The organism is Geomicrobium sp. JCM 19055, assembly GCF_000698185.1.
Taxonomy (GTDB): Bacteria; Bacillota; Bacilli; order Bacillales; family Marinococcaceae; genus Geomicrobium_A; species Geomicrobium_A sediminis.
Genome location: NZ_BAXL01000012.1, coordinates 118,289 through 140,949 on the forward strand (window position 1 = coordinate 118,289; position 22,661 = coordinate 140,949).

Consider the following 22,661-nt stretch of genomic DNA (forward strand, 5'->3'; position numbering starts at 1 on the left):
TATCGATCTTGAATCAAGTAACATGTGGCTATGAATTCTCGAACAAAAAGTGAGTAAGGATTCTTCCTTACTCACTTTTTGTAACAGTACGATTATCCGATCATTCCACGCTCTTCAACGACTTGTGCGAGAGAAGATTTAATTGAAATATTCTCAAATTGTATTCCTAACTGTACAGCTGTTTGGGCGATTTCAGGTCGTAATCCTGAAAGTGTCGTTGATACACCTAGAAGTCTAAGGCCTTCAATTAATTGAAAGATTTGTTGAGCAACCATCGTATCAATGATCGGTACACCTGATAAATCGATAAATAGCTCAGTAATTTTCTTCTCAGCACTTTGTGAAAGTGTTTGCTCAAACATAATCTTCGCGCGGTATGTATCGATGTCTCCCACAACAGGTAAAAGTGCCGTTCTTTGACTCAACATTAAAATCGGACAACTTAATTCAACAATCGTCTTTTGTTGTGCACTCGTTCGCATTTGCGACTGAGATTCATATTCTTTCGTAAACTGAACGATCACATCATTCATCTGCTTCGTAATTGCCTTTAGCCAATGCCGCTGTTCAGCAACATCCATTGTCGGATCAACATTTTGCAAATACTCTTCGAACAATTCGATATAAATTAATTGGTTGTTCATAAATTCACCAATAATTGTATCTAACGGCGTGTTCTGATGATATTCATCCTTTGCTACTCGCGCTACCCACGAATCAACGTGTATAACACCGTCACCTTTGAATAAATTAAAGAATTGAATATGGAAATCATGGTTTTGCTTCTTTAATTTCGTAATGACGCTTTCATTTTTACTTCCATACACACCTTCATCGGATTCCAAATCTTCAAACCAGCGATTAGTAATGCCCTCACTTCGATTGATCATGTATGTATACAGTTGATTGTTCTCGTTCATGCTCTTCTCCTCTAATGTGTAATATTCAATGGCTATTATACTGCAAGATAAATTTGTGCGTGTCTATTGTACATTCTGTTGGATAAAATAACTCATGAAAGTAAAACATAGCCGACTTGGCTATGCTTCTCTTCAATGATTCAAATCCGAGTGCATGAAACCATATAATGATGGTAATCAAATAAGGTACATCCACATATACCCGGATCTACCACGGCTTAAACCCATAATTTAAAAATAAATAACGTTTATTTTTATTACGCTTAATTCCTAGTCTTGTCCGCTCACTACGTACATCAAAACCAAATTCATCCATTCGCTTAATCGCATTTAAATAGACAGATCCTAAGCGTAGCGTATCAATTTCATCGAACAGTGAAATAAAACGAATGTTATTCTCATCGAAATACGTTAACGTCTCAAGTAACAATTCGCTCGAAGTTGCTAAACAAGAAAGCTTAACGACAACAACCGTGTCCTTGGGTTGTAATTGCTCAAGTAAATCATGCAGTTCCTCATCGGTACCCTCACCAAAATCCCCTTCTTGAACAATCGTGTTGACGCCATACTTTTCTAGTAGTTGATTTTGAAGCCAACCTTCTTCATCCCGACTGTATGGTCTTACATATCCATAAATCATAGTAGCACCTCTCTTAAGTATGAACGTATTGTTATTATTACCTTTACACACTCAACTTTACAAGTAGTAAAGATCTCCTATACGTACACTACCCTCCGTTCACACTTTTGAATCATTACCTTTAAAACAACTTCAGTTGTTCATGTTCAACTTCTGTTATGTTAGAAACCGTCAGACCTAGTAAACGAATTCCTTGATCTGTTTCTCCAATTTCATCGTACAATTTCTGGCCAAGTTGATAAATCTTATCTGCTGATTTGAAATCTGTGGCGTTACTGATTCTCCTCGTGATCGTTTCAAAGGAATGATAACGGACTTTAAGAACGACTGTTTTCCCTTTTTTTTCCGTGGCGTTCGAGTGCAGCTTGCACTTCTTTACTCAATCTCATAAGTTCTCGCTTTACTTCATCCTCAGAGAAAAGGTTGGAAAAGTACGTATGTTCTTTTCCAACCGACTTGCGATTTCTCGTCAAAGAAAGTGGTTTGTTATCAATACCACGGATCTTACGATAATAAGACATCCCCGCCTTGCCGAAGTATCTCACTAAATCCATCTGATCTAACTGATACAAGTCTTCCCCACGATAGATGCCTAATTCATGCATACGAAATGTTGTTTTCGGACCAATACCATGAAACTTTTCAATCGGTAACTCCCGTAGAAAATCAACTGCTTTTTCTGGAGGATGACGGTTAAGCCCGCAGGTTTATTCTGGTCTGAAGCGATTTTGGCAATAAATTTGTTATAAGACACACCTGCAGAACTTGTAAGTCTCGTCTCTTTGTAAATTTGCCGTTGTAAGTGCTTTGCCACAACGGTAGCACTATCAATTTGCAACTTGTTGTTCGTCACATCAAGATAAGCCTCATCAATGGACATCGGTTCTACATAATCTGTGATTTTACGCATGATTTGCAGGATTTGCTCTGATGCCTCTTTATAAGCAGGGTAGTTTCCTTCTATAAAAACACCTTCTGGACAGCGCTCATAGCTTCGTACGCACTCATTGCTGAATGAATACCAAACTTGCGAGCTTCATAATTGGCAGTTGCAACGATTCCCTTTCCACCTGTTTTTCGTGGATGCTTCGCAATGATGACGGGTTTCCCCTTTAATGAAGGATTATCTCGTTCTTCAACGGAGGAGAAAAATGCATCCATGTCTACATGAATGATCTTTCTCGATACATTATTATACGGTTCAGGAAACTGAAGATCACTCGACATAGCACATTCTCCCCTTTCTAAGTTCCATTATAACGAACAAATGATCGCATCTCAAACAATTAAAAACCCTTGCGATTTATTTCGCAAGGGCAATGAGTTTTATTCGTCTTCACTGTCTTCTTCATCCGATTCTTCTTCGGAATCTTCTTCAGGCATTTCTTCATCGTCTTCCATGAGTTCAGCACCTGCAATTTCAATATCTAGACCGAGTTTATAATCAACACCTGGGGTGTAGTTATTACCCGCATTCCATAGAAGGAATTCATAAATATTGTTGTCATAAAGTGCCTTAATTTGCGCTTCAATTTCTGGTGCATCATAAGATGTCCATTGTCCATCTGGTAAATAGGATGCGGTAAAGTCTTGCAACCATGGACGTGAAACCGGTGGGTTATCGAGTTCTTCTAACACTTCATTTTCAACTTGAGAATAATAGTCCATCACGTTGTATGGCTCCAAGTCTGGGTATCTAATACCTGGTAAGCTACCTTCTCCCCAATGACTTGGATAAGGCATTGAAGAAATGACGTCTACGTTCTCCGAAATTGCTGCAAAGCTTTGGCCGATGTTTGGTTCATCGTACATTGCTGCTACACCAAAAATATCAACCGATACTTTGACGCCGTACTCTCTAAGCTCTTCACGTGCATATTCTACGAAATCGGTTACAGCAGCAATTCGCTTTTCATAACGATCCATATCTGAATCAGCATAATTGCCTTCTGTGTAATTGAGTGTGTCATCACGACTGCCGAATCCTTCTGGGAATCGCACATAGTCAAATTGAATTTCTTTAAAGCCTGCTTCTGCCGCTTGGCGTGCAACTTCAACGTTGTATTCCCACACTTCTTCTGAGAATGGGTTTACAAAGGCAGATCCACCACGGTTCGTCCATACGTTGCCACCTTCAGTAAACGACAATTCAGGTTCTTGTTTTCCTAGAATCGTATCTTTGAAGACAACGACACGGGCAATTGGATAGATCTGTGACTCTTCTAACGTATCCATCATTCCCTCAACATCTGTAATCACATCACGAGAATTCTCTTGAACACGCTCATCCTCTGAGTCTGTTTCGAATGTAATAAAGCCGTCGTCATCTTTGACGTCAATAACCATTGCGTTTAAGTCTGTACTGTCGACAAAATCAACGAGTTCACTAAATTTCTGACCACCTGCCGAGTGTGCCGTTGAGAAAATTCCACGAACGCCATCTTCTGGGTACTCAATGTTCACACCACTATCATATGTAAATCGGTCTGGAATGAGGCGTGGTAACGTAAGTAGATCTTCTTCAGCATCTGGAATGGCAAATAACCTAGCTTCACTTTCATCTTCTGAATCTTCGTCTGAATCTTCATCAGCTTCTTCTGAGTCTTCTTCCGTCTCTTCTACGTCTTGTTCTGTATCTTCAGCTTCTTCCTCAGCAGACACGCTCGTGATACTTAACGTTGTAGCGACAAATCCGGCGACGACAAATGCTGACAACTTCCACGGTTTATTCATCTATTCACCCTCCTCTTCAGGCGTAGGCATTTCAAAGTTTGCTAGAATTTCTTGCATACTAATTAACGTGTCTTCTAGTTCATACCAATGGGCATTCATTGCACGGTGGGTTTCGTTTACGTTCTCAATCCCATCTGTAATATCGGCAAAGTCAGCTTCTTCATTGCTTAATGTCTCAAAGTATTCACTTTGAGCACTTAAGTTGTGACGATATTCATCAATAAACTGTGATAGTTCAGCGCTATAATCGGAAAGATCTACCGAGAATTCTTCAATATCACTCGGAAGCTCTTCTGCGTCCACATTCTCAATGGCTTGTCCGATCGTATTCAGTTCTTGATTAATTTGGCTATGTATTGAATCAAGCGATTGCAAAATCTCATCTCGATCACTTATATTCGAAGCTACTTCACCTGTCCCTTCGAGCAAAGCACCTTCACTATCGTTGGCTAAGTCTTCTTCAAAATTCAGCTGTAAATCTTCTTCAACGTTAAGTAATTGTTCCGCTTCTGATTGAAAATCTTGAATGTAAGTCTCTATGCCGTCAACAGCATTACCAGCGTCTTCTGCACTAGCAGTCTCTTCTGAGTCCGTACATGCCGATAATAGAACGAGCGTTAACGCCAGACCACTTACTGATACTTCTTTTTCAACACAAGCCCTCCCTTTTCTTACAGTTCTTACATGTGATGTTCATGTTACACATGACCATTTCTAAATACAAACAATATCCATCATAACTCGTCAATCACATTATTGATATTATACCAATCATCAGAATACATGAATAGGGAATTTGTATAAATTTGTCATTTATTATCAAAAAGGTTTAAAGCTTTCCATTTTCGTGAATAGAGGATTAATACATCAAGGAGGGGTTTTACATGAGCGATAAAGCGACGGATAAACTTAAAGGAATGGGTAACCAAGCGAAAGGTAGTGTGAAAGACGCTGCAGGAAAAGTAACGAACAACAAAAAGATGCAAGCAGAAGGAAAAACAGACAAATTAAAAGGAAAAGCACAAGATACGAAAGCAAACGCCAAACATGAAATGGATAAATAAGGTCAACGTGCAGCTTTGCAAGACAAAGCTGCATTCTTTTTGTATAATGATGATTAATCGCCTTAACGTTTGAAAGGAATACTTCATGAAACACACTCAGCAAGATTTCACTAAAGGTCCATTGTTTAAACCGCTCGTGTTTTTTTCTGGTCCGATTATGATTACAAACTTGCTTCAGTCTTCTTTTCAAATTACTGACAGCCTTTGGGTCGGAAATTTACTAGGAGCAAGTTCTCTAGGTGCCGTCGCCATTTCAAGCACCATTATGTTTACCGTTTTGTCGTTTGTAATCGGCTTGAACAATGCCTCTTTAACCATTCTGTCGCAACAAAGAGGCAAAGATAATGAACAAGGATTACGTTCTTACTTAAATGCTTTTGTCGTCATTATGGCTGTCATCGCGACTCTGTTTGGAATTGCAGGCTATGTATTTTCAGAATCGCTCCTTTCACTCATCGGTACACCGGAGTCGATTATAGACCAAGCGATCGCTTACTTACAAATTACCTTTATCGGTATTATTTTTTTATTTGGTTACAACTTTATTAGTACAATTCTTCGTGCGTTAGGTGATAGTAAAACACCGCTTAAGATTGTACTGCTTGCCGTGATTCTAAATATTATCTTCGATCCGTTGTTTATCGTAGGGTTTAATCTTGGAATTGAGGGCGCCGCTTATGCGACGATTGCATCTCAAGGGCTCGCATTTTTTTATGGGCTATTTTATGTCATTAAGCATCAGCTTGCCCCATTTTCTTTGCCTACGTTACCTAAACGAGTCGAAGCATCTTTAATCTTTCGTCTTGGCATCCCATCAGGGCTACAAATGGCCGTAATCTCAGCCGGTGTTGCCGCCATTTTAAGTGTTGTTACTGGGTTTGGCGAAGATGTTGTTGCTGGATTTAGTGCCGCTCAACGTTTGGATAGTTTAATTATGTTACCTGCCATGGCTTTAGGAACTGCTGTTAACAGCATCGCAGGACAAAACATCGGTGCACAAAGCTGGGATCGTGTCCGTCAACTCGCTACACTTGCCGTACTTTACAACTTTGCGATTATGTTTACAATCGCTCTACTTGTCGTGATTTTTGCGGAGCAAGGGGTCAGATTATTTATACAAGACGAAGAAGCAGTTGCTTTTGGGACACGGTATCTACAAATCGTTGCACTATGCTATCCGTTTCTCGGTGTGAATTTCGTTTTGAATGGCATCGTACGTGCCTCTGGAGCGATGTACCAAGTACTCATCTTAAACATCCTCTCGTTTTGGGTGCTTCGCTATCCGCTAACTGCACTATTCTCCCATTGGTTCGGTGAACTTGGCATCGGCATTGGAATGGGCATCAGCTTAATCATCGGCAGTTTGTTTGCCTACCTTTACTTTCGTTACGGAAAATGGGATCAAAAACAAATATTTGATGAACAATAGACGAGCCATAAGTGGCTCGTCTATTGTTTATCACGTATTTTTAAACAAGCGAATAACACAACTCTATTCACGATTCTTAAACGTAAACCGAAACGTAACGTCATGTTCAGAGCTACTTACGTCGTAGCGTACATCTAAAGCTTTCGCCATTTGTGATACAAGATACAAACCAATACCACTTCCACCCGTATGGCGATTCCTCGATTTCTCAACACGATAAAACGGTTTAAAAATCATATCTCTTTCCTCTTCGCTTAACGTAACCCCGTCGTTGTTAATCGTAACAATAACTTCATCTCCTAAGTCTTCCATTGAAACGGTGAGGTTTGCTCCATTAGGTGAGTACATGTATCCGTTATGAATGACGCTATACAACATTCGTTTGACGAGCTCTTCATTTCCGATGACAAATTGCTCGTCTGGAAGCGTAACGTTCGTCGTCATGTTCTTCTCTTCTCTAAAGTAATCCAACTTATGAAGCGTCGTTTGAATGACGTGAACAAGGTCAATTTCGACTTGTTTTTGATTGAGCAAGTCTCGTTCAAATCGTGACAGTTGCATCATGTTTTGTACGAGCGTCTCCATTTCTTCAGTTGTATTCAACGACTTTTTCAAATAGTGATCGCGATCTTGATAAGGGCCAATGTTATGGATCATTCCTTCCATCTGTCCTTTTAAGATCGTGATCGGTGACTTTAATTCATGAGAAGCTGCCGAAAAATATTCTCGTCTACGTTCTTCAATCTCACGCTCTCGTTCGATGTCCGATTGCAACTTTTCATTTGCAGATTTCAATTGTAGCAACGTTTCTTCAAGGTTATTTGACATTTGATTAATGCTTTTCGATAGCTCTCCAATCTCATCATCGCTGTCGTGTTTAATCGTTTTCGAAAAGTCCAACCTTGCGAGTGATTGAGCTGATGCATTTAACTTAAGCAACGGTTTTGTAATCTGTCTCGAGAAAAAAATACGCACAACCGATTGATAAAATAATCGCTACAATAAGAATGTATGGCAAAAACAAAAATAACGCTTCCGTTGCTTCACTGACAGGTTGCAACGATGCATTAAAGAACAAATGAAACGCTCGACCTTCAATGGTGATCGGTACGGTTTGACTATAACCCTCTAAAAACCCTTCTAACGTAGGAGGTTGAACGGCTGTCGTGCGATTGCCGAGTCCGTCTTCAATTTCAAACGTGCGAGCGTTCAGGGAAAATAGCGGATGAAAGTTCTCATCTAATAAATAAAAGTAAACATTTTGATTCCAACTAAGTGCTTCTAACTGTTCATACGTTTCTTGGAACGTCGCCTCCTCTTCAGTCGCTTCCAAGACAATCCGTTCAATCTGTTCATCAACTTCTTGAATTTTGTATTGTTCATAAAAACTCGGCAAAAACAAATACAGCAATGCATAGAAAACGAGTGCTAATGTGACGAGTGTAACAGCGGTAATGAGAAAAACTTTACCTGTTATTCGTTTTGGTGAAAGATGCTTAATGGTCGGTAACATGTAACTTATATCCGACTCCTTTTACTGTCATAATTCGATCCGTTGATAACTTTTTTCGTAGATTCTTTATGTGCGTATCGATCATCCGTGTCTCTCCAAGGTACTCATACCCCCACACATGCTCAACGATCGTTTCTCTCGTCAATACTTTTCCTTCGTTTTCCATTAGCAGTTTTAAGATATCAAACTCTCTCGTCGTTAAACTAATTTCCTCATCGTTTACCCACACTTGGTAACCGAGAGCGTCTAATTTTAATTCTTCGTGTACATAATAGTCTTTTTCTTTTTCATGCTGGTGATTCGTGCGTCTTAATACCGCTTCCACACGAGCAGTCAGAATCGTAAATGAAAATGGTTTCGTAATGTAATCATCTACCCCTACCTCAAAACCACGGACTTGATCTTGTTCTTCACCTAATGCCGTTAACATGATAATTGGTACAAACGACGTGTTGCGAATCATTTGAACAAGTTTGATTCCATCAATATTAGGCATCATTACATCAACAATACATAAATCAAATGGTTCGCGCTTAAACGCTTCATACGCTTTAAGTCCGTCGTCTGCGGTTACCACTTCATACCCGTTAGCCATTAGAAATTGTTTAACGATTTCTTGAATCTCAAGGTCATCTTCAGCTACTAATATTCTACTCATGTTCTTAACGCTCCAACTTTGATCTGTCATTATCTACTTCTTACTATACACTACGTGCTAAATCTAAAAAAAGAGTGAGCACCTTAAACTGAAGGTACTCACTACGTATCCGCTCCTTTCCTAAACATGCCTTACTTTTCTTAACGTTTCATCGTCTAAATGAGAATGCTGGGGGGCAGCATTTTGTTGATCTACCTCTTACATTAAAGGCTCATCTGTAGTTCATGTGTAGGAGACAAGAAGTTCTTGTGAGACTCTCAACCTTTTTTTCTAGTACACTAAGATTCACTCTCATCGGTATTTAAACTTCAGTAAGGGTTGTGATCATTCATGCGTGAAAAGACGATTTTGCATAAACAAGCAAGAACGATTCTTACGAAAGCTTCTGGTTTTCTTGAAGGATACAGTCACACCCTGAATCCTTATGTTGGATGCGCGTATGGCTGTTCTTATTGTTACGTACGGAAAATGCCAATCGCCCTTTTTCGGGAAGAATCGTGGGGTGACTACGTTGATGTAAAAGCAAATGCTAAATCATTGCTCATTAAAGAACTACGACGTGAAAAACAAAAAGGACCGGTCACGATTTTTATGTCTTCTAGTACCGATCCTTATCAACCGATTGAATACAAAGAAGAGCTAACTCGCAACCTCTTAGAAGCACTCACTGAAGACCCACCTGACTTTCTATTCATACAAACGAGAAGTCCAATGGTTACTCGTGATTTGGACTTATTCCAAAAACTAAAGGACCGTTTACTCGTAAGCATCACAATCGAAACAGATGAAGATCGATTCGAAAGCAGTTTTCTCCACAAGCACCTGCCATCCGAGGGCGACTACGAGCTCTTAAAGAACTTCATGAGAATGGTATTCAAACACAAGCTGCGATTGCTCCACTTTTACCAAGCTCACCAAATTTCCCAGCAATCCTAAGAGACCATACGAATCGAATTACGATTGACGACTTTTTCATGGGTGATGGCAGTGGCGGCAAACGAACGAAGCAATTGAACATTCAAAACCGATACGAAGCTGAACATGTCCATCATTGGTACGACAAAGAAGCTTACAAAAAAATTGCTACGCCGCTTTCAGCAAGAGTTTCGTGATGAAGAACTCTTTATCAGCCAACAAGGTTTTCTCCCTCCCACATAACGAAAAGAGCAACCGTCATTAAACGGTCGCTCTTTTTTAATCCTTATTAGATCATGACTTTACATACATCTTGCGAAAATGCTACTGGATCTTCAAGCGGTAATCCTTCAATTAGGAGGGCTTGGTTGTACAATACGTTCGTGTACAAAGCCAATGTCTCTTCATCCGCATGCTGCAATTTCGTAAATACTTCATGCTTTGCATTAATCTCTAACACTTTATCTGCTTTGACTTGTTGATTATTGTCAGGCATCGATTGAAGGACTTTTTCCATTTCAATCGTAATTTCTCCATCCGCAGCAAGTACAACAGGGTGTGATTTTAGACGTTTTGACTCACGAACATCAGATACTTTGTTGCCTAGAATCTCTTTCATCTTATCAAAGAGTTCTTTATAGTCTTCATTTGTTTCTTCTTGATCTTCGTCAAAATCTAGGTCTGCGCTAGAAACCGATTGGAACGGTTTCTCTTTATAGTTCTCAAGCATCTTAATCGCAAACTCATCAATATCTTCCGTAAGATAAAGAATCTCAAAGCCTTTATCTGCAACCATTTCTGTTTGTGGAAGCTTTTTAATTCGTTGTACAGATTCTCCTGTTGCATAATAAATTGCTGTTTGTTCTTCAGGCATACGATCAATGTACTCAAGTAATGACGTATACTTTTCTTCATGTGATGAATAGAAGAGAAGCAAATCTTCTAAGTCCTTTTTGTTCATTCCAAAATCGCTATACACACCGAACTTTAATTGACGGCCAAATGATTCATAAAACGTCACGTAACGCTCACGATCATTTTTTTGCATTGTCTTTAATTGTGATTTGATTTTTGACTTGATGTTTTTTGCGATCAATTGCAGCTGGCGATCATGTTGCAGCATTTCTCTTGAAATGTTCAACGATAGATCTTCTGAATCGACGAGTCCTTTAACGAAACTAAAGTAATCCGGTAACAAGTCAGAGCATTTTTCCATTATCAATACGCCATTAGCATAGAGCTCTAACCCTTTCTCAAACTCTTTAGAGTAATAATCAAATGGGACGTTTTCTGGAATGTAAAGAATGGAATCGTAACGAACAGCACCGTCAACACTAATATGAACATGATCTAGTGGTTTATCAAATCCATAACGCTTATCTTGATAAAACTGCTCATAGTCTTCTTTCGTTAATTCACTTTTGTTTTTACGCCAAATCGGAATCATACTGTTGATCGTTTCTGTTTCAACGACTTCGACCATTTCATCAGATTCTTCGTCTTTTGGTTGTTGATTCGTTACATTCATCGTAATTGGATAGCCGATAAAATCGGAGTACTTTTTAACAATCGTCTGTAGGCGATGTTCTTCCAAATACTCATCGTATGACTCGTCTTCACTGTTTTCTTTTAACGTCAAGACAATTGTCGTACCGATTGTCTCTTTGTCTACTGGGTTAATTGAGAAACCTTCGGTACCGTCTGAAGTCCAAGCATAGGCCTGTGTCTCATCAACGGAACGACTCGTAACGGTTACTTCAGATGCAATCATAAACGCTGCATAAAAACCTACACCGAATTGCCCAATAATGTCGTGTCCATCTTGAATTTCTTGTTCCTTTTTAAATGCAAGTGAACCACTCTTGGCAATCGTTCCGAGGTTGTTTTCAAGTTCTTCACGTGACATACCGATTCCAGTGTCTGTAATCGTTAATGTACGCTCTTCTTTGTTCGGTTGAATGTGAATGTAATAATCCTCACGATTAAATGTAATGTTGTCATCGGTAAGCGCTCGGTAATACATTTTATCAATCGCATCACTTGCATTAGAAATTAATTCACGTAGAAAAATTTCTTTATGCGTATAAATCGAGTTAATCATTAATTCTAGTAGTCGTTGTGACTCAGCTTGGAAAGGTATTTTTGTCATAATAAGTCCTCCTTCGCATTTCCATTAGCACTCTTCTATGTAAAGTGCTAACCTATTTTTATTTTACAGATCTCGTGCAACGCGTCAACATTTCTCTTAAGCTTTTAACAATTATGTTACGACTTTTGCTAATCTTTAATTGAATTGTTAACGTGGCGCATGCCACTTGTTTGTATAATAGTAGTAAGGAGAAAGGCTCTCTTACAAGAGGTGAGATGCAATGAACCATTTCAATATACAAGCGATTATCAAACAAGAAGAAATCCATTCAGTAATCTCTCTTTACCGCCATACGCATGCAAAAGAACAATGTGATGAGATACAAGCTGAACTTTTACAACACTTTCATTATGAAGGTTTTTTTTAGCTTTGAAAGTTTTGGACGCAAACGATCAACTTATCGGATTTATTTACGGCTATACATCAAAACCTGGTCAAGCCGATCATGAACAATTTAAAACGACGTTAAATAAAGACTTGTACGATCAATGGCTACACCATTGCTTTGTTATTACGGGAATTGTGATTCACCCTACAATCCGCCGAAAGAAAATCGTTCGTTATTTAATTGAACACATAACAAATGTCGTGCGGCATAAAACAGCGATATTAACATTAGAACTCTCGAACAAAAAAGATCGAAATCTATATAAGCAACTCGGTTGGGATCTGATTTGTGACCATCATTACCCGAGTTCCATTATTAAACCCTTTGTTATTATGGGAAAACAACTCCAATCCACTCCCCAACTTACTTCTCAAGCATAGAGCAATTTAGCTCTATGCTTGTTTTTGTAAAAAACTACTAAGCTCAATTGATTGTTTGTCATTCAAATCCCATGTATATTTTAAAGGGAAGTGTTCATTCGGAGAGGATAAAATGACTCAATCATCTTTACGCTTTTGGTTAAAAGTATCTCGGGCACAAGTGTTACCGGTTATGGTGCTTCCAGTTATGATTGGTGCAGCCGGAGCATTTGCGTTTACGCAATCGTTTCATCTCGGTCTATTTCTTATTACGCTAATCGGTGCACTTAGTGCCCATTTATTTAGCAATATGATTAACGATTTGTGGGACTTTAAGAATGGTGTTGATCAAGCAGCTGAAGAGTCTGCCGCTTCAATATCCACAAATTCACGTGTACTACCGAATGGTCAAGTGAACATCCGCACGTTGCTCTCGTTACTTGGGGGTACTTCGCAATAGCTCTCCTTGCCGGCATTAGTTTAAGTATTTTTGTCGGTTGGGCTGTACTACTTTTTGCTGTTGTTGGTGGACTTATTGCTTACTTCTATGTCGCTCCACCGCTGAAGTTCGGCTATCGTGGTAAGGGGTATAGTGAGCTTGCTATTTTTCTTGCGTTCGGTGTATTACCAGTGACTGGAACGTATTATGTTCTGACTGAGTCACTCCATATCGAGGCTTTTTTTAATTAGTATTCCGATCGGCTTGTTAACGACATTGATTCTTTACAACCACCACTTCCTTCATTGGGAAGCCGATCTAAACGCTGGTAAAAAAAACACTCGTCGTCATTTTTGGTGAGAAGAAAGCAATAAACTTCTCAAAATTCCTTGCAGGATTAAGTTATCTATCTTTGCTTCTTCTTGTTATTGGACAAGTATTACCTTGGTATGCTCTCATCGCTTTATTGTCAGCGTATCCACTATTTAAAACCTATGGATCATTATCGTCTAAAAACGAAAGTAAACAATATGCCGTTCTAATGGGCGCATCATTAAAGGCGACAATCCGTACTGGCTTAATGATAACAATCGCGCTAATTATTAGCGGTATAATTACAATGTAGAGGTGAACATCATGACAGAGAAACGAGTATTAGGAGAATTCCATAACATTATTAACGAAAATAATACGTGGAGAATTGGTGGTTTCCCACTTCAAGATGGAAGCTTTTGGGAATATCGTGAACCGAATGCGGTCGTCATTTCAAGAAACGGCATGCTTTATGTTCGTGCCCCACTAAGCCGTTCACACGACCACGTTCAAATTCTTGATAATGCTAAGCATATGTACTACTCAAAAGAACCTGTTATTGTACCTGAAGATGGCAAAATCAGCTTTGAACTTAGCATTAAAGCAAATACAAAAGACACGACTCCTGGTGACTTGTATGATGGGTATGTATCCATTAACTTGCTTGATTTCACTACAGGTGCAGCACTTGATTTCTTTACGAATGCTGAGCAATATTCTTCTGTTTATGGAATTCTTCCATTCCCAGGCGTTGATGTTCCTGACACCGATCAAACGAAATATTTCTGCATGTTCAAAGAATCAACGGACCACTTTAAAACAGATGATTTCAACCTGTACAAAATTACGTACGACCAACACAACGACGAAGTAATTTTCTACATTAACGACCATGAAGTACGTCGCGAAACAAATGTACCAGTAAAATTAAACCAATTCACAGTCGCACTCGGAATTATGACTGAAAAAGACCTTACTGCAAACGGCAGTGTAAGTGTCCACGGTCAAACGGTGATTGGTGAATGGTCTCCTGTAACGATCACAACTGAAGAAGAATAAACAAAAACGGCACCTTTTTAGTGAGGTGCCGTTTTGTTATTCTATTCTATTCATAGACCTCATAATTCTGTCCCGTTTGCATACCTTCTGCAGATTTACTATACGCTAAAGCCACTTTTTCCCCAGCAACCGGCTGGAAACCTTTAAAGAAGCTACCGAGCTTCTCATACGACTCCTCTAAAACCGTAGGGCTTACTGCGTTAATTCGAATACCTCTTGGCATTTCGATGGCTGATGCTTTTACAAAAGACCGCACAGCGCCATTAGCCATCGCAGCAGAAGCTCCTTGTGGGATCGGATCATCCATCATAACGCCTGTCGTCAAGGTGAAGCTACCATTATCTTTCACATAGGGAATGCCGAGCAATACGAGGTTAATCTGACCCTTTAACTTACTCATTAAGCCTAATTCGTTCTTCTCTGGTGTTAACTCTTCAAGCGGAGCAAATCCAGCTCTTCCTGAAGCATTGATAACAGCATCGACTTCTCCGACTTGCTCATACATTGCTCGAATACTTTCTTCATCCGTAATATCAACGGTCACGTCGGCTCCTGATCTTCCGGCACGAATCACGTCATGCTGCTTCTCTAACCGTTCGTAGACTTTAGAACCGATCGTACCACTTGCTCCGATCAATAAGATTTTCATGTGCACTCAACCTTTCTTCTACGCCGATTTCTATTCTGGTTACCTAAATAACTATGAACAATATTCTTTACCTATGCAGAATTCCTTACGATTCATCTTGCTTAGCATATTCCATTAGAGAAAAACCAATATAGGAAAAGAACGTCATCAAAACAAATGAGAAAACAATGAGTCCCATCTGTACGTTCATTAACAAAAATGACTGATAAAACCATAAGATAACCGCTAATGAAAACCCAGAAATCATTGCATACTTTAATTTATTCAAACGAACAATACTCCCTTTCACAGTTTTCCTTAGTTTAACACACGTTTTTATGGTAAATCGTCGGCAGAACTTCATTACACACAAAAAAAAGCTGCTTAGAGATTAACGATCTCTAAGGCAGCTTTCGATTACTTTTAACGTCATTATGAAGGGTCATAATGAATTGGTGCATTTGGTCCAAGATCTAGACCTAAGAACATCCACACAATCAACATGATTGACCACGATATGAGGAAAAAGATTGAGAATGGGAACATCGTCGAAATGAGCGTACCAATACCCATCTTGCGGTCATATTTTTGTGCAAAAGCAATAATCATTGCAAAGTACGGTAACAATGGCGTCAACATATTCGTTGCAGAGTCTGACACACGATATACTGCTTGTGCAAGCTCTGGCGAATAACCCGTTTGCATCATAATTGGTACGAAAATCGGTGCCATCATCGCCCATTTAGCAGACGCCGAACCGATGAACATATTTAACATTGCGGTAATGATGATAAAGCCAATAACAACGGGGAGTCCATCAATATTCAATGATGTAAGGAACTCACCACCATAAATTCCAAGAACAAGGTCTAAGTTCGATTCATTAAAGAAAGCAACAAATTGTCCAGCTGTAAAAGCAAGCACGATGAACATCCCCATAGAAGCCATCGTATCAGACATTTGTTTCGCGACATCTTTATCACTTCGAATTTCTTTTGTAACGATACCATAAACAATACCAGGCACTAAGAAAAGAATGAGTATAAAGACGACGAGTGAATCCATAAATGGAGACATGACGATCGGCATCTCAGGATCGTCTCCCCGCATCGGTCCCCATTCTGGAAGAATGAGTAGACTTAAGATTCCTGCCGTTACGACGATTGAAATGACTGAATACGTCAGTCCTTTTTTCTCAACTGGCTTTAGACGTTCAAGATCCCCACGGTAATCTCCTTTGTACTCGCCAAGTCTTGGCTCTACAATTTTCTCAGAAACAATTGTACCTACGATCGTCAGTAAAATGGTTGAAGCAATGATGAACCACCAGTTCATCGCGACATTCATTTGATCAGCGTATGCTGGATCCATAGTTGCTGCAGCATTGATCGTCATTTGACCGAGCATCGGATCAATTGATGTTAGGATCAAATTGGCACTAAAGCCACCAGAAACACCTGCAAATGCCGTAGCAAGACCAGCGATCGGGTGTCGACCGAGTGCAGCATAAATGACCGCTCCTAGAGGGGGCAATACGACATACCCTGCATCAGTTGCAACACTTGACATGATAGCCGCAAACAATAGACCTGCTGTAATGAGACGGTTCGGGATTGATAATACAAACGCTTTTAACCCTGCGTTGATAAGTCCTGTACGTTCACATACACCAATACCAATCATTGTCGCTAATACGACACCGAGTGGGGCGAAATTGATAAAGTTATCGACCATACTCGAAAATATATAAGTAATTCCTTCGCCACTTAACAAATTGAGAACTTCAACAGACTCCCCACTGTTCACCGGGTCGTCAACAGAAACATTAAAACTAGATACAATTGCAGAAGCCAAGATGACGATTAACGCCAATAGTGCAAACAATGTGACAGGGTGTGGTAAATTATTTCCCGTCTTCTCTACAAAGTCTAAAAAGCGTTGAAAAAGCCCTTTTTTTTCTAGGTTTTTTTCTCAGTTTCCTCATTCATAACTAACACTGCCCTCTTTCTACTCTCTTATCGCAAAAGAATTCAAACAATTATCGCCGACAAACGTCGACTTCAAAATCCATAAAACTAATAATGCAATTTTCATGCCTAAATGTCAACGAGATATTATTATTCTAAAAAAATAAATTTTTTCCAAGGATATGTATGTAAATGTCCGCTATCAGTTCATAAAAAAAAGAAGCTACGTAACAAAAAAATCGTTACATAGCTTCTACACTTTATTTTTCAAAGAAACGAATGAGTTCTTCTGTGAACTTCTCTCGCTCATCATAGAATAAACTGTGACCACTATCGTTAAATGGGACGATTTCAGCCGCTTCAATGCCCGACTCCATGACTTCTGCTAAATCAAAGGGACAAATCTCATCATTCTTACCGTGCAAAATTGCGGTTGGTACTTCTATTGCTGATAAGTCATCTCGTAGATCCGCATCACGTAACGTTCTTGCACATGCAATCGTTGCATGTGGGCTTGCGTCCATCGCTAAGCTATGGAACCAACGATTGTAAGCCTCACTCGGTTCGTGACCAAAGAATAACTCTCCGAAGTCTTCAAGCATCTTCGCTCGATCTTCGTATGCACCTTCAATTAATCCATTAACATTATCTTTTGGTATTCCAAACTGGAAATCATCGCGTTCTGTGAATACAGGTGCTGCCGCTCCTAATAAAGCAAGCTTACGAATTCCTTTTCCTTCATGCCTTGCCATATATCGAATGGCAATTGCGCCACCCATTGAGAAACCAGCTAAAACTGCATCGTCCAATTGTAACTTGTCAATCACAGCTCTAAGATCATCAGCTAGTGCGTCATACGTATATCCAGATGAAGCTTATCCGATTTACCGAAACCTCTTAAATCGACACCAATAAAGCGGTATCCTTTTTCTGGTAGCACAGCCATTTGATGATCAAACATACGGTGATTAACAGGCCAACCGTGTAAAAAGATGACTGGTGTTCCTTCTCCAATATCTTCTACAAATAGTTTTGTTTGATCGAACGTTTCAATATAGTGACCCATGTAAGACACGCCTTTCCAGTATTTAGTTACTGCTAATGCAATTCCCATAACTTCCATTTGTGAAACTAGAAAAACAAACATGGGGGAATCGTTTAGACTAGCATTACAATTATCTGAAATGAAACGTTAACGAAACGCCATCGTTCTATGTATATGTAAAATGATAGATAGCATATTTTACCGATAAATTCAGATTTTTTTAATAAAAAGCTAGCCAGCACCTCTACATTCGAACTATACTGAAGAAGAATACGTGTTTACGATTACTTAAAAGGAGTGAAGGCTTGTTATGAGATCTGATCTTTTACATTTTATTGATGGTGAATGGGTGAAATCTACAAGTACGGATACGATTGAAGTATTAAACCCTGCCACTGAAGAAGTTATCGGCACGATTAGTAATGGAACGAAAGAAGATGTGGACCTTGCTGTTAAGGCAGCTCGTAAAGCATTTCCAGCTTTCTCACAAACGACAAAAGAAGAACGAATTGCACTATTAACTCGTATTGCAGATGAATACGAAAAGCGTAAAGATGATTTTGTTGAGATGATTACACAAGAACTCGGTGCTCCGATCGTTATGAGTGAGAAAGTTCACTATAATATGGGACTTGCCCATTTCCGTCAAGTCGCAAAAGAACTTGAGACGTTTGAATTTACCGAAAAGCGTGGACCTACATTAATCCGTAAAGAAGCGATCGGTGTAAGCGGTCTCATTACGCCGTGGAACTTCCCAACGAACCAAACGTCAACAAAGCTTGCAAGTGCATTTGCCGCTGGTAGCACGGTCGTCCTAAAGCCATCTGAACTTACACCTTATGCTGCACTTATCCTAACGGAAGTCTTTGAAGCTGCTGGCGTGCCAAAAGGGGTATTCAACCTTGTCAATGGCTCAGGGGAAACCGTAGGCGATGCGATTAGCTCACACCCTGATATCGATTTCGTATCCTTTACAGGCTCTGGAGCCGTCGGACAAAAAATAAGTGAAAATGCAGCGAAAACGATTAAGCGAGTCGCACTTGAACTCGGTGGTAAATCACCATTAATCGTACTTGATGATTACGATATGAAGAAAGCAGCTAAAATTGCTGCTGGTAATGTTTTCGCAAACTCTGGTCAAGTATGTACAGCTGCAACCCGTACTCTCGTCTCTAAAGCAAAACACGAAGAATTCATCGAGGCTTTGAAAGGGGTACTTCCTAGGTTCAGTGTTGGAAACCCTCGAGATGAGAAGACATTTTATGGACCTCTCGTTGCCGAAAAGCAATATGATCGTGTACAAGACTACATTCAAAAAGGTCTTGATGAAGGTGCAGAACTTATTGCAGGTGGTACAGGTAAACCAGAAGGCCTTGAAACAGGATATTACGTAAAACCGACCGTTTTCACAAACGTCAAAAATGACATGACGATTGCACAAGAAGAAATTTTCGGACCGGTCATGTCAATTATTACGTACGATACGTTAGAAGAAGCTATTGAAATTGCGAACGATACGATCTACGGTCTTGCAGGCTACGTCGTTGGTGAAGATGAAGAAACTGTTCAAAAAGTTGCTTCTTCTATCCGTGCTGGACGTATCTCCATTAACAACCCCCCTTCTGACTTCTCTGCTCCTTTTGGAGGTTACAAGCAATCAGGAGTTGGGCGCGAATGGGGCGAATATGGAATCGAAGAATATCTTGAAATTAAAGCAGTCGTTGGCGTATCATAATGATAAACTACAAAGCCCTTGCGATGATTCATTGCAAGGGTTTTACTATGAGGTGAACATCATGTTCAAACGCTTATTCCAAAGAAAAAGCTGTTTCTTTTGTAAAGGAAAAACCCCACATATGAAACGCTACCTTACTCTTGAAAAAGATACGGTTCTCGTATGTGAAAAGTGTCTTGAATATGCCGAACGCCGAGCATTTCAAAAAGCTTAATTTACATGAACAAAATAATACTCACTGCCATAATTGCCATTCCAAACACAACGCCATAAATCGTTGAATGGCCTTCATCATATTCACGCGCTGCAGGTAAAAGTTCATCTAGTGAGATAAAAACCATAATGCCTGCGACTGCTGCAAAAATAAATCCAAACATCATTTCGTTCAAATAAGGCATTAGAAATAAAAATGCGACAACAGCACCGAGCGGCTCTGCTAGTCCTGACAGAAAAGACAACTTAAATGCTTTCTTTCTGCTCCCCGTTGCAAAATAAACCGGAACACTTACAGCAATACCTTCTGGAATATTGTGAATGGCAACTGCAATCGCAATTGCTATACCGAGTGTTGGATCGTGTAATGCCGAAGCAAATGTAGCAATTCCCTCTGGAAAGTTGTGAATCGCAATTGCCAATGCAGTAAACGTCCCCATTTTTAATAAGTCAGGTTGCTGTTTATGAACTTCGCGTAAAGAACGGTTCATATCTTCTACTTTTTTTTACTTCATGTGGATTTTTCTCGTTCGGTACGAATCGATCAATAATTGCAATTAAAAGCATTCCACAGAAAAAACTGAGAACGGTCAACCACTTACCTGTTTCCACTCCAGTACTATTCGTTAATGCTACTAATGCTTTAGGATAGATCTCTACAAATGAAATAAAGATCATCACGCCCGCACTAAACCCTAACGCCCACGAAAGGAACTTCGTGTTTGTCGTCGACGTAAAAAAAAGCAATTAGACTACCAATTCCTGTTGCTAGTCCTGCCATTAATGTTAATAAAAATGCGATCCAGACTTCTTCCCCCATCCCCTAGACCTCCACTTCCTCTGTTCACACTAGTCTATGGTGAAACTGGCCAAAAGATACTCGTCTCAAGTTTCATAGTTCGTCGGCACGATAAGCTTTTTAACTAACAACACCCACGTGACTTACACAGTGGATTCATATGTTTGTCTCTAAAAAAATGAACAGACCACAGTCTAAACCTCACCGCTTTCATGTTGCCTGCATTAAACGATGTAACGTTTTCAATTCTTTGACGACAAACCTAGCAACCTAAACAAAAGAAGGGATTTACTATGAAAACTAAATGGCAACCGTTAGTAGCATAGCAGTCCTAATGGCTGGTTGTGGCACGAATCCAACACCAGGCAGTGAAGCGACGAATCATATTGGTGACCCAGAGGACATGACTGCAGGCTATGTCATGGAAATGACTGAGTCATCGGTTATTCTAGACTTATCTCCAGCTCATCAAAAGTATGTCCAAGAGGAGCTTGAACAAGATTTCACTGATATGATGTTACGTACACTTGAAGTAGAAATTACTGACGAGTTAGATTTTATTGACCGCGATGGAGCGCCAATTGATCCAGAAATCATTGAAGAAGGCGACCGTTTACGACTTGACTTCGATATGGCTGACTATGATGCTACGGAAAGCCCTGTAGAAATGGATTTTCTCGTCTACGACCCTAAATCGAACGAAGAAATTATTGCTGAACACTCTCCTTCTGAAGAGGGCTATCATTTAGCGATCGTGTATAGTGATGACGATAATATGGAAAATGTAGATGAACAAGAAGTAGAAAAACTTATGCAATCTGATAACCTTTTGCAAGTTTACTACCTCCACACTTCAGAAGAAAAACCAGCAACGAACTTTAAAGATGTTTTTGATTTAGACACAACCCCTGCCTTTGTCGTTTTGGACAGTAACGGAGTTGTTGATACAGTCGGATCAATTGAAGAAGTTGAAAACAGCATAAATCAATAATTTACAGCAAGTGATGAGATCATCACTTGCTGTTTTGTTTTGTGCAAAGGTCAATTATGACTCACCTCCTAATCCATCTACACATACGATGATTTGACCATTTTTCTCTGATTTGGAGGTGTCTTCGTGAATCAACCTGAACATTTATGGAATCCCAATCGGCGCAATCGAAACGGAATTTCAATTAACAATAACCTAATAAATGGTGCCGGAGTCATTGGTGGTAATGGCCCAATTCCAACTGGGATACCTACCGGAATCCCCACTTCACCAACAATCCCAACCATTCCAACGATACCAACAGCGCCACCTACAGTCATCACAATACCAATCCCTGGTGCCACAGGGGCGACTGGACCCACTGGTCCTACAGGTCCAACTGGGGCAACTGGTATCGGACTCCAAGGAGTCATTCCGTTTGACCCTACGACGGCTCCAACTTACCAAGTCGGGCAAGTCGTAACGTATGAAGGAAGCACTTATCTCGTCAACACTTCTCCTCCTTCAGGAACGCCAGGTACTTCTCCTGACTACACGCTTATTGCAGCGGCAGGTGCGACTGGACCTCAAGGCATTTCTGGTCCGACGGGTAATACAGGTCCAACAGGTCCTAGTGGTGGAGTCCCTGGAGCTACTGGCGATACCGGCGCTACGGGACCTACTGGCGTTACGGGCACCGCTGGCGATACCGGTGCTACGGGTGCT

At 40.0% G+C, this 22,661-nt stretch carries 22 protein-coding genes and 5 pseudogenes; 11 read left to right on the plus strand and 16 right to left on the minus strand.

Annotation, left to right across the window (positions count from 1 at the left end; all coding sequences use genetic code 11):
* Positions 1-92 precede the first annotated feature (92 nt).
* The 7 genes and pseudogenes from JCM19055_RS12020 to JCM19055_RS12040 form a co-directional block, all read right to left on the minus strand.
* Positions 93-920 (minus strand): STAS domain-containing protein, encoded by an 828-nt coding sequence (locus JCM19055_RS12020; RefSeq protein WP_042359882.1) that lies wholly within the window; start codon positions 918-920, stop codon positions 93-95.
* A gap of 208 nt (positions 921-1,128) precedes the next feature.
* The gene (locus JCM19055_RS12025) at positions 1,129-1,560 is read right to left on the minus strand and encodes a recombinase family protein (protein WP_052366277.1); all 432 of its coding nucleotides are present in this window, start codon (positions 1,558-1,560) and stop codon (positions 1,129-1,131) included.
* Positions 1,561-1,681: 121 nt separating this feature from the next.
* Positions 1,682-1,924 carry a hypothetical protein gene (locus JCM19055_RS29510; protein WP_370543108.1) on the minus strand — a complete coding sequence of 81 codons (243 nt, stop codon included), beginning with the start codon at positions 1,922-1,924 and terminating at the stop codon, positions 1,682-1,684.
* On the minus strand, positions 1,878-2,165 hold the full coding sequence (locus JCM19055_RS29515; RefSeq protein WP_265182070.1) for a hypothetical protein: 288 nt from the start codon (positions 2,163-2,165) through the stop codon (positions 1,878-1,880). The genes JCM19055_RS29510 and JCM19055_RS29515 overlap by 47 nt, the downstream gene beginning before the upstream one ends.
* A gap of 170 nt (positions 2,166-2,335) precedes the next feature.
* Positions 2,336-2,787: pseudogene (locus JCM19055_RS31730) on the minus strand (DNA polymerase IV); the annotation flags it as partial.
* A gap of 99 nt (positions 2,788-2,886) precedes the next feature.
* Complete coding sequence (locus JCM19055_RS12035; protein ID WP_081833656.1) at positions 2,887-4,293, minus strand: putative glycoside hydrolase; 1,407 nt, start codon at positions 4,291-4,293, stop codon at positions 2,887-2,889.
* Complete coding sequence (locus JCM19055_RS12040; protein ID WP_081833657.1) at positions 4,294-4,920, minus strand: YkyA family protein; 627 nt, start codon at positions 4,918-4,920, stop codon at positions 4,294-4,296.
* Between the two features lie 257 nt (positions 4,921-5,177).
* Between JCM19055_RS12040 and JCM19055_RS12045 the strand changes: the two genes are divergently transcribed.
* Both JCM19055_RS12045 and JCM19055_RS12050 read left to right on the plus strand, forming a co-directional pair.
* Positions 5,178-5,357 carry a CsbD family protein gene (locus tag JCM19055_RS12045; RefSeq protein ID WP_042359884.1) on the plus strand — a complete coding sequence of 60 codons (180 nt, stop codon included), beginning with the start codon at positions 5,178-5,180 and terminating at the stop codon, positions 5,355-5,357.
* A gap of 85 nt (positions 5,358-5,442) precedes the next feature.
* Entirely contained in the window at positions 5,443-6,786 is a 1,344-nt protein-coding gene (locus JCM19055_RS12050) for an MATE family efflux transporter (RefSeq protein ID WP_042359885.1), read from the plus strand.
* Positions 6,787-6,849: 63 nt separating this feature from the next.
* Here JCM19055_RS12050 and JCM19055_RS23860 read toward each other — a convergent pair whose 3' ends face one another.
* From JCM19055_RS23860 to JCM19055_RS12060, 3 genes are read right to left on the minus strand one after another with little or no spacing between them, the layout of a single operon-like run.
* Positions 6,850-7,725, minus strand: a complete 876-nt coding sequence (locus JCM19055_RS23860) for a HAMP domain-containing sensor histidine kinase (RefSeq protein WP_052366278.1) — start codon at positions 7,723-7,725, stop codon at positions 6,850-6,852.
* The gene (locus tag JCM19055_RS23865) at positions 7,718-8,299 is read right to left on the minus strand and encodes a hypothetical protein (protein ID WP_052366279.1); all 582 of its coding nucleotides are present in this window, start codon (positions 8,297-8,299) and stop codon (positions 7,718-7,720) included. Before JCM19055_RS23865 ends, JCM19055_RS23860 begins: the two co-directional genes overlap by 8 nt.
* A complete protein-coding gene (locus JCM19055_RS12060; RefSeq protein WP_193745405.1) occupies positions 8,283-8,987 on the minus strand; it encodes a response regulator transcription factor in 705 nt (234 codons plus the stop codon). The genes JCM19055_RS23865 and JCM19055_RS12060 overlap by 17 nt, the downstream gene beginning before the upstream one ends.
* Positions 8,988-9,287: 300 nt before the next feature.
* Here JCM19055_RS12060 and JCM19055_RS12065 point away from each other — a divergent pair, with 300 nt between their 5' ends.
* Both JCM19055_RS12065 and JCM19055_RS29530 read left to right on the plus strand, forming a co-directional pair.
* Positions 9,288-9,893 carry a radical SAM protein gene (locus tag JCM19055_RS12065; RefSeq protein WP_265182072.1) on the plus strand — a complete coding sequence of 202 codons (606 nt, stop codon included), beginning with the start codon at positions 9,288-9,290 and terminating at the stop codon, positions 9,891-9,893.
* A 38-nt stretch (positions 9,894-9,931) separates the two neighbouring features.
* Entirely contained in the window at positions 9,932-10,069 is a 138-nt protein-coding gene (locus JCM19055_RS29530; protein WP_265182073.1) for a hypothetical protein, read from the plus strand.
* 92 nt (positions 10,070-10,161) lie between these two features.
* Here JCM19055_RS29530 and htpG read toward each other — a convergent pair whose 3' ends face one another.
* On the minus strand, positions 10,162-12,021 hold the full coding sequence (gene htpG / locus JCM19055_RS12070; protein WP_042359886.1) for a molecular chaperone HtpG: 1,860 nt from the start codon (positions 12,019-12,021) through the stop codon (positions 10,162-10,164).
* 220 nt (positions 12,022-12,241) lie between these two features.
* Between htpG and JCM19055_RS27365 the strand changes: the two genes are divergently transcribed.
* From JCM19055_RS27365 to JCM19055_RS12085, 4 genes are all read left to right on the plus strand, one after another.
* Positions 12,242-12,388 carry a hypothetical protein gene (locus JCM19055_RS27365; RefSeq protein WP_193745406.1) on the plus strand — a complete coding sequence of 49 codons (147 nt, stop codon included), beginning with the start codon at positions 12,242-12,244 and terminating at the stop codon, positions 12,386-12,388.
* A gap of 2 nt (positions 12,389-12,390) precedes the next feature.
* On the plus strand, positions 12,391-12,789 hold the full coding sequence (locus JCM19055_RS12075; protein WP_042359887.1) for a GNAT family N-acetyltransferase: 399 nt from the start codon (positions 12,391-12,393) through the stop codon (positions 12,787-12,789).
* A gap of 112 nt (positions 12,790-12,901) precedes the next feature.
* Positions 12,902-13,228 (plus strand): prenyltransferase, encoded by a 327-nt coding sequence (locus JCM19055_RS29535; RefSeq protein WP_265182074.1) that lies wholly within the window; start codon positions 12,902-12,904, stop codon positions 13,226-13,228.
* Between the two features lie 615 nt (positions 13,229-13,843).
* The gene (locus JCM19055_RS12085; protein ID WP_042359888.1) at positions 13,844-14,578 is read left to right on the plus strand and encodes a DUF6081 family protein; all 735 of its coding nucleotides are present in this window, start codon (positions 13,844-13,846) and stop codon (positions 14,576-14,578) included.
* A 46-nt stretch (positions 14,579-14,624) separates the two neighbouring features.
* Here the strand turns inward: JCM19055_RS12085 and JCM19055_RS12090 are convergent, their stop codons facing one another.
* The 4 genes and pseudogenes from JCM19055_RS12090 to JCM19055_RS12105 all read right to left on the minus strand — a co-directional run bounded on the left by JCM19055_RS12090 (position 14,625) and on the right by JCM19055_RS12105 (position 18,239).
* On the minus strand, positions 14,625-15,227 hold the full coding sequence (locus JCM19055_RS12090) for a short chain dehydrogenase (protein WP_042359889.1): 603 nt from the start codon (positions 15,225-15,227) through the stop codon (positions 14,625-14,627).
* An 85-nt stretch (positions 15,228-15,312) separates the two neighbouring features.
* Positions 15,313-15,495 (minus strand): hypothetical protein, encoded by a 183-nt coding sequence (locus JCM19055_RS12095; protein WP_042359890.1) that lies wholly within the window; start codon positions 15,493-15,495, stop codon positions 15,313-15,315.
* Positions 15,496-15,638: 143 nt separating this feature from the next.
* Positions 15,639-17,165: pseudogene (locus JCM19055_RS12100) on the minus strand (AbgT family transporter); the annotation flags it as partial.
* Between the two features lie 268 nt (positions 17,166-17,433).
* Positions 17,434-18,239, minus strand: a pseudogene (locus JCM19055_RS12105) (alpha/beta fold hydrolase).
* Positions 18,240-18,528: 289 nt separating this feature from the next.
* On the opposite strand from JCM19055_RS12105, the gene JCM19055_RS12110 reads away from it, so the two are divergent.
* Positions 18,529-19,953 carry an aldehyde dehydrogenase family protein gene (locus JCM19055_RS12110; protein ID WP_042359891.1) on the plus strand — a complete coding sequence of 475 codons (1,425 nt, stop codon included), beginning with the start codon at positions 18,529-18,531 and terminating at the stop codon, positions 19,951-19,953.
* 215 nt (positions 19,954-20,168) lie between these two features.
* On the opposite strand, the pseudogene zupT reads toward JCM19055_RS12110, so the two are convergent.
* A pseudogene (gene zupT, locus JCM19055_RS12115) lies at positions 20,169-20,986 on the minus strand (zinc transporter ZupT).
* 283 nt (positions 20,987-21,269) lie between these two features.
* On the opposite strand from zupT, the gene JCM19055_RS12120 reads away from it, so the two are divergent.
* Both JCM19055_RS12120 and JCM19055_RS27370 read left to right on the plus strand, forming a co-directional pair.
* On the plus strand, positions 21,270-21,956 hold the full coding sequence (locus tag JCM19055_RS12120; RefSeq protein WP_265182075.1) for a hypothetical protein: 687 nt from the start codon (positions 21,270-21,272) through the stop codon (positions 21,954-21,956).
* Positions 21,957-22,082: 126 nt separating this feature from the next.
* Positions 22,083-22,661 (plus strand): annotated as a pseudogene (locus tag JCM19055_RS27370) (collagen-like protein); the annotation flags it as partial.

Coding starts and splice junctions, on each gene's coding strand:
- JCM19055_RS23865 (WP_052366279.1), bottom strand. CDS start 8,299: ATGTTACCGACCATTAAGCATCTTTCACCAAAACGAATAACAGGTAAA.
- JCM19055_RS29530 (WP_265182073.1), top strand. CDS start 9,932: ATGGGTGATGGCAGTGGCGGCAAACGAACGAAGCAATTGAACATTCAA.
- JCM19055_RS29535 (WP_265182074.1), top strand. CDS start 12,902: ATGACTCAATCATCTTTACGCTTTTGGTTAAAAGTATCTCGGGCACAA.
- JCM19055_RS12035 (WP_081833656.1), bottom strand. CDS start 4,293: ATGAATAAACCGTGGAAGTTGTCAGCATTTGTCGTCGCCGGATTTGTC.
- JCM19055_RS12050 (WP_042359885.1), top strand. CDS start 5,443: ATGAAACACACTCAGCAAGATTTCACTAAAGGTCCATTGTTTAAACCG.
- JCM19055_RS12090 (WP_042359889.1), bottom strand. CDS start 15,227: ATGAAAATCTTATTGATCGGAGCAAGTGGTACGATCGGTTCTAAAGTC.
- JCM19055_RS12060 (WP_193745405.1), bottom strand. CDS start 8,987: ATGACAGATCAAAGTTGGAGCGTTAAGAACATGAGTAGAATATTAGTA.
- htpG (WP_042359886.1), bottom strand. CDS start 12,021: ATGACAAAAATACCTTTCCAAGCTGAGTCACAACGACTACTAGAATTA.
- JCM19055_RS12020 (WP_042359882.1), bottom strand. CDS start 920: ATGAACGAGAACAATCAACTGTATACATACATGATCAATCGAAGTGAG.
- JCM19055_RS12085 (WP_042359888.1), top strand. CDS start 13,844: ATGACAGAGAAACGAGTATTAGGAGAATTCCATAACATTATTAACGAA.
- JCM19055_RS12045 (WP_042359884.1), top strand. CDS start 5,178: ATGAGCGATAAAGCGACGGATAAACTTAAAGGAATGGGTAACCAAGCG.
- JCM19055_RS12065 (WP_265182072.1), top strand. CDS start 9,288: ATGCGTGAAAAGACGATTTTGCATAAACAAGCAAGAACGATTCTTACG.
- JCM19055_RS12025 (WP_052366277.1), bottom strand. CDS start 1,560: ATGATTTATGGATATGTAAGACCATACAGTCGGGATGAAGAAGGTTGG.
- JCM19055_RS29515 (WP_265182070.1), bottom strand. CDS start 2,165: ATGCATGAATTAGGCATCTATCGTGGGGAAGACTTGTATCAGTTAGAT.
- JCM19055_RS27365 (WP_193745406.1), top strand. CDS start 12,242: ATGAACCATTTCAATATACAAGCGATTATCAAACAAGAAGAAATCCAT.
- JCM19055_RS12120 (WP_265182075.1), top strand. CDS start 21,270: ATGGCAACCGTTAGTAGCATAGCAGTCCTAATGGCTGGTTGTGGCACG.
- JCM19055_RS12110 (WP_042359891.1), top strand. CDS start 18,529: ATGAGATCTGATCTTTTACATTTTATTGATGGTGAATGGGTGAAATCT.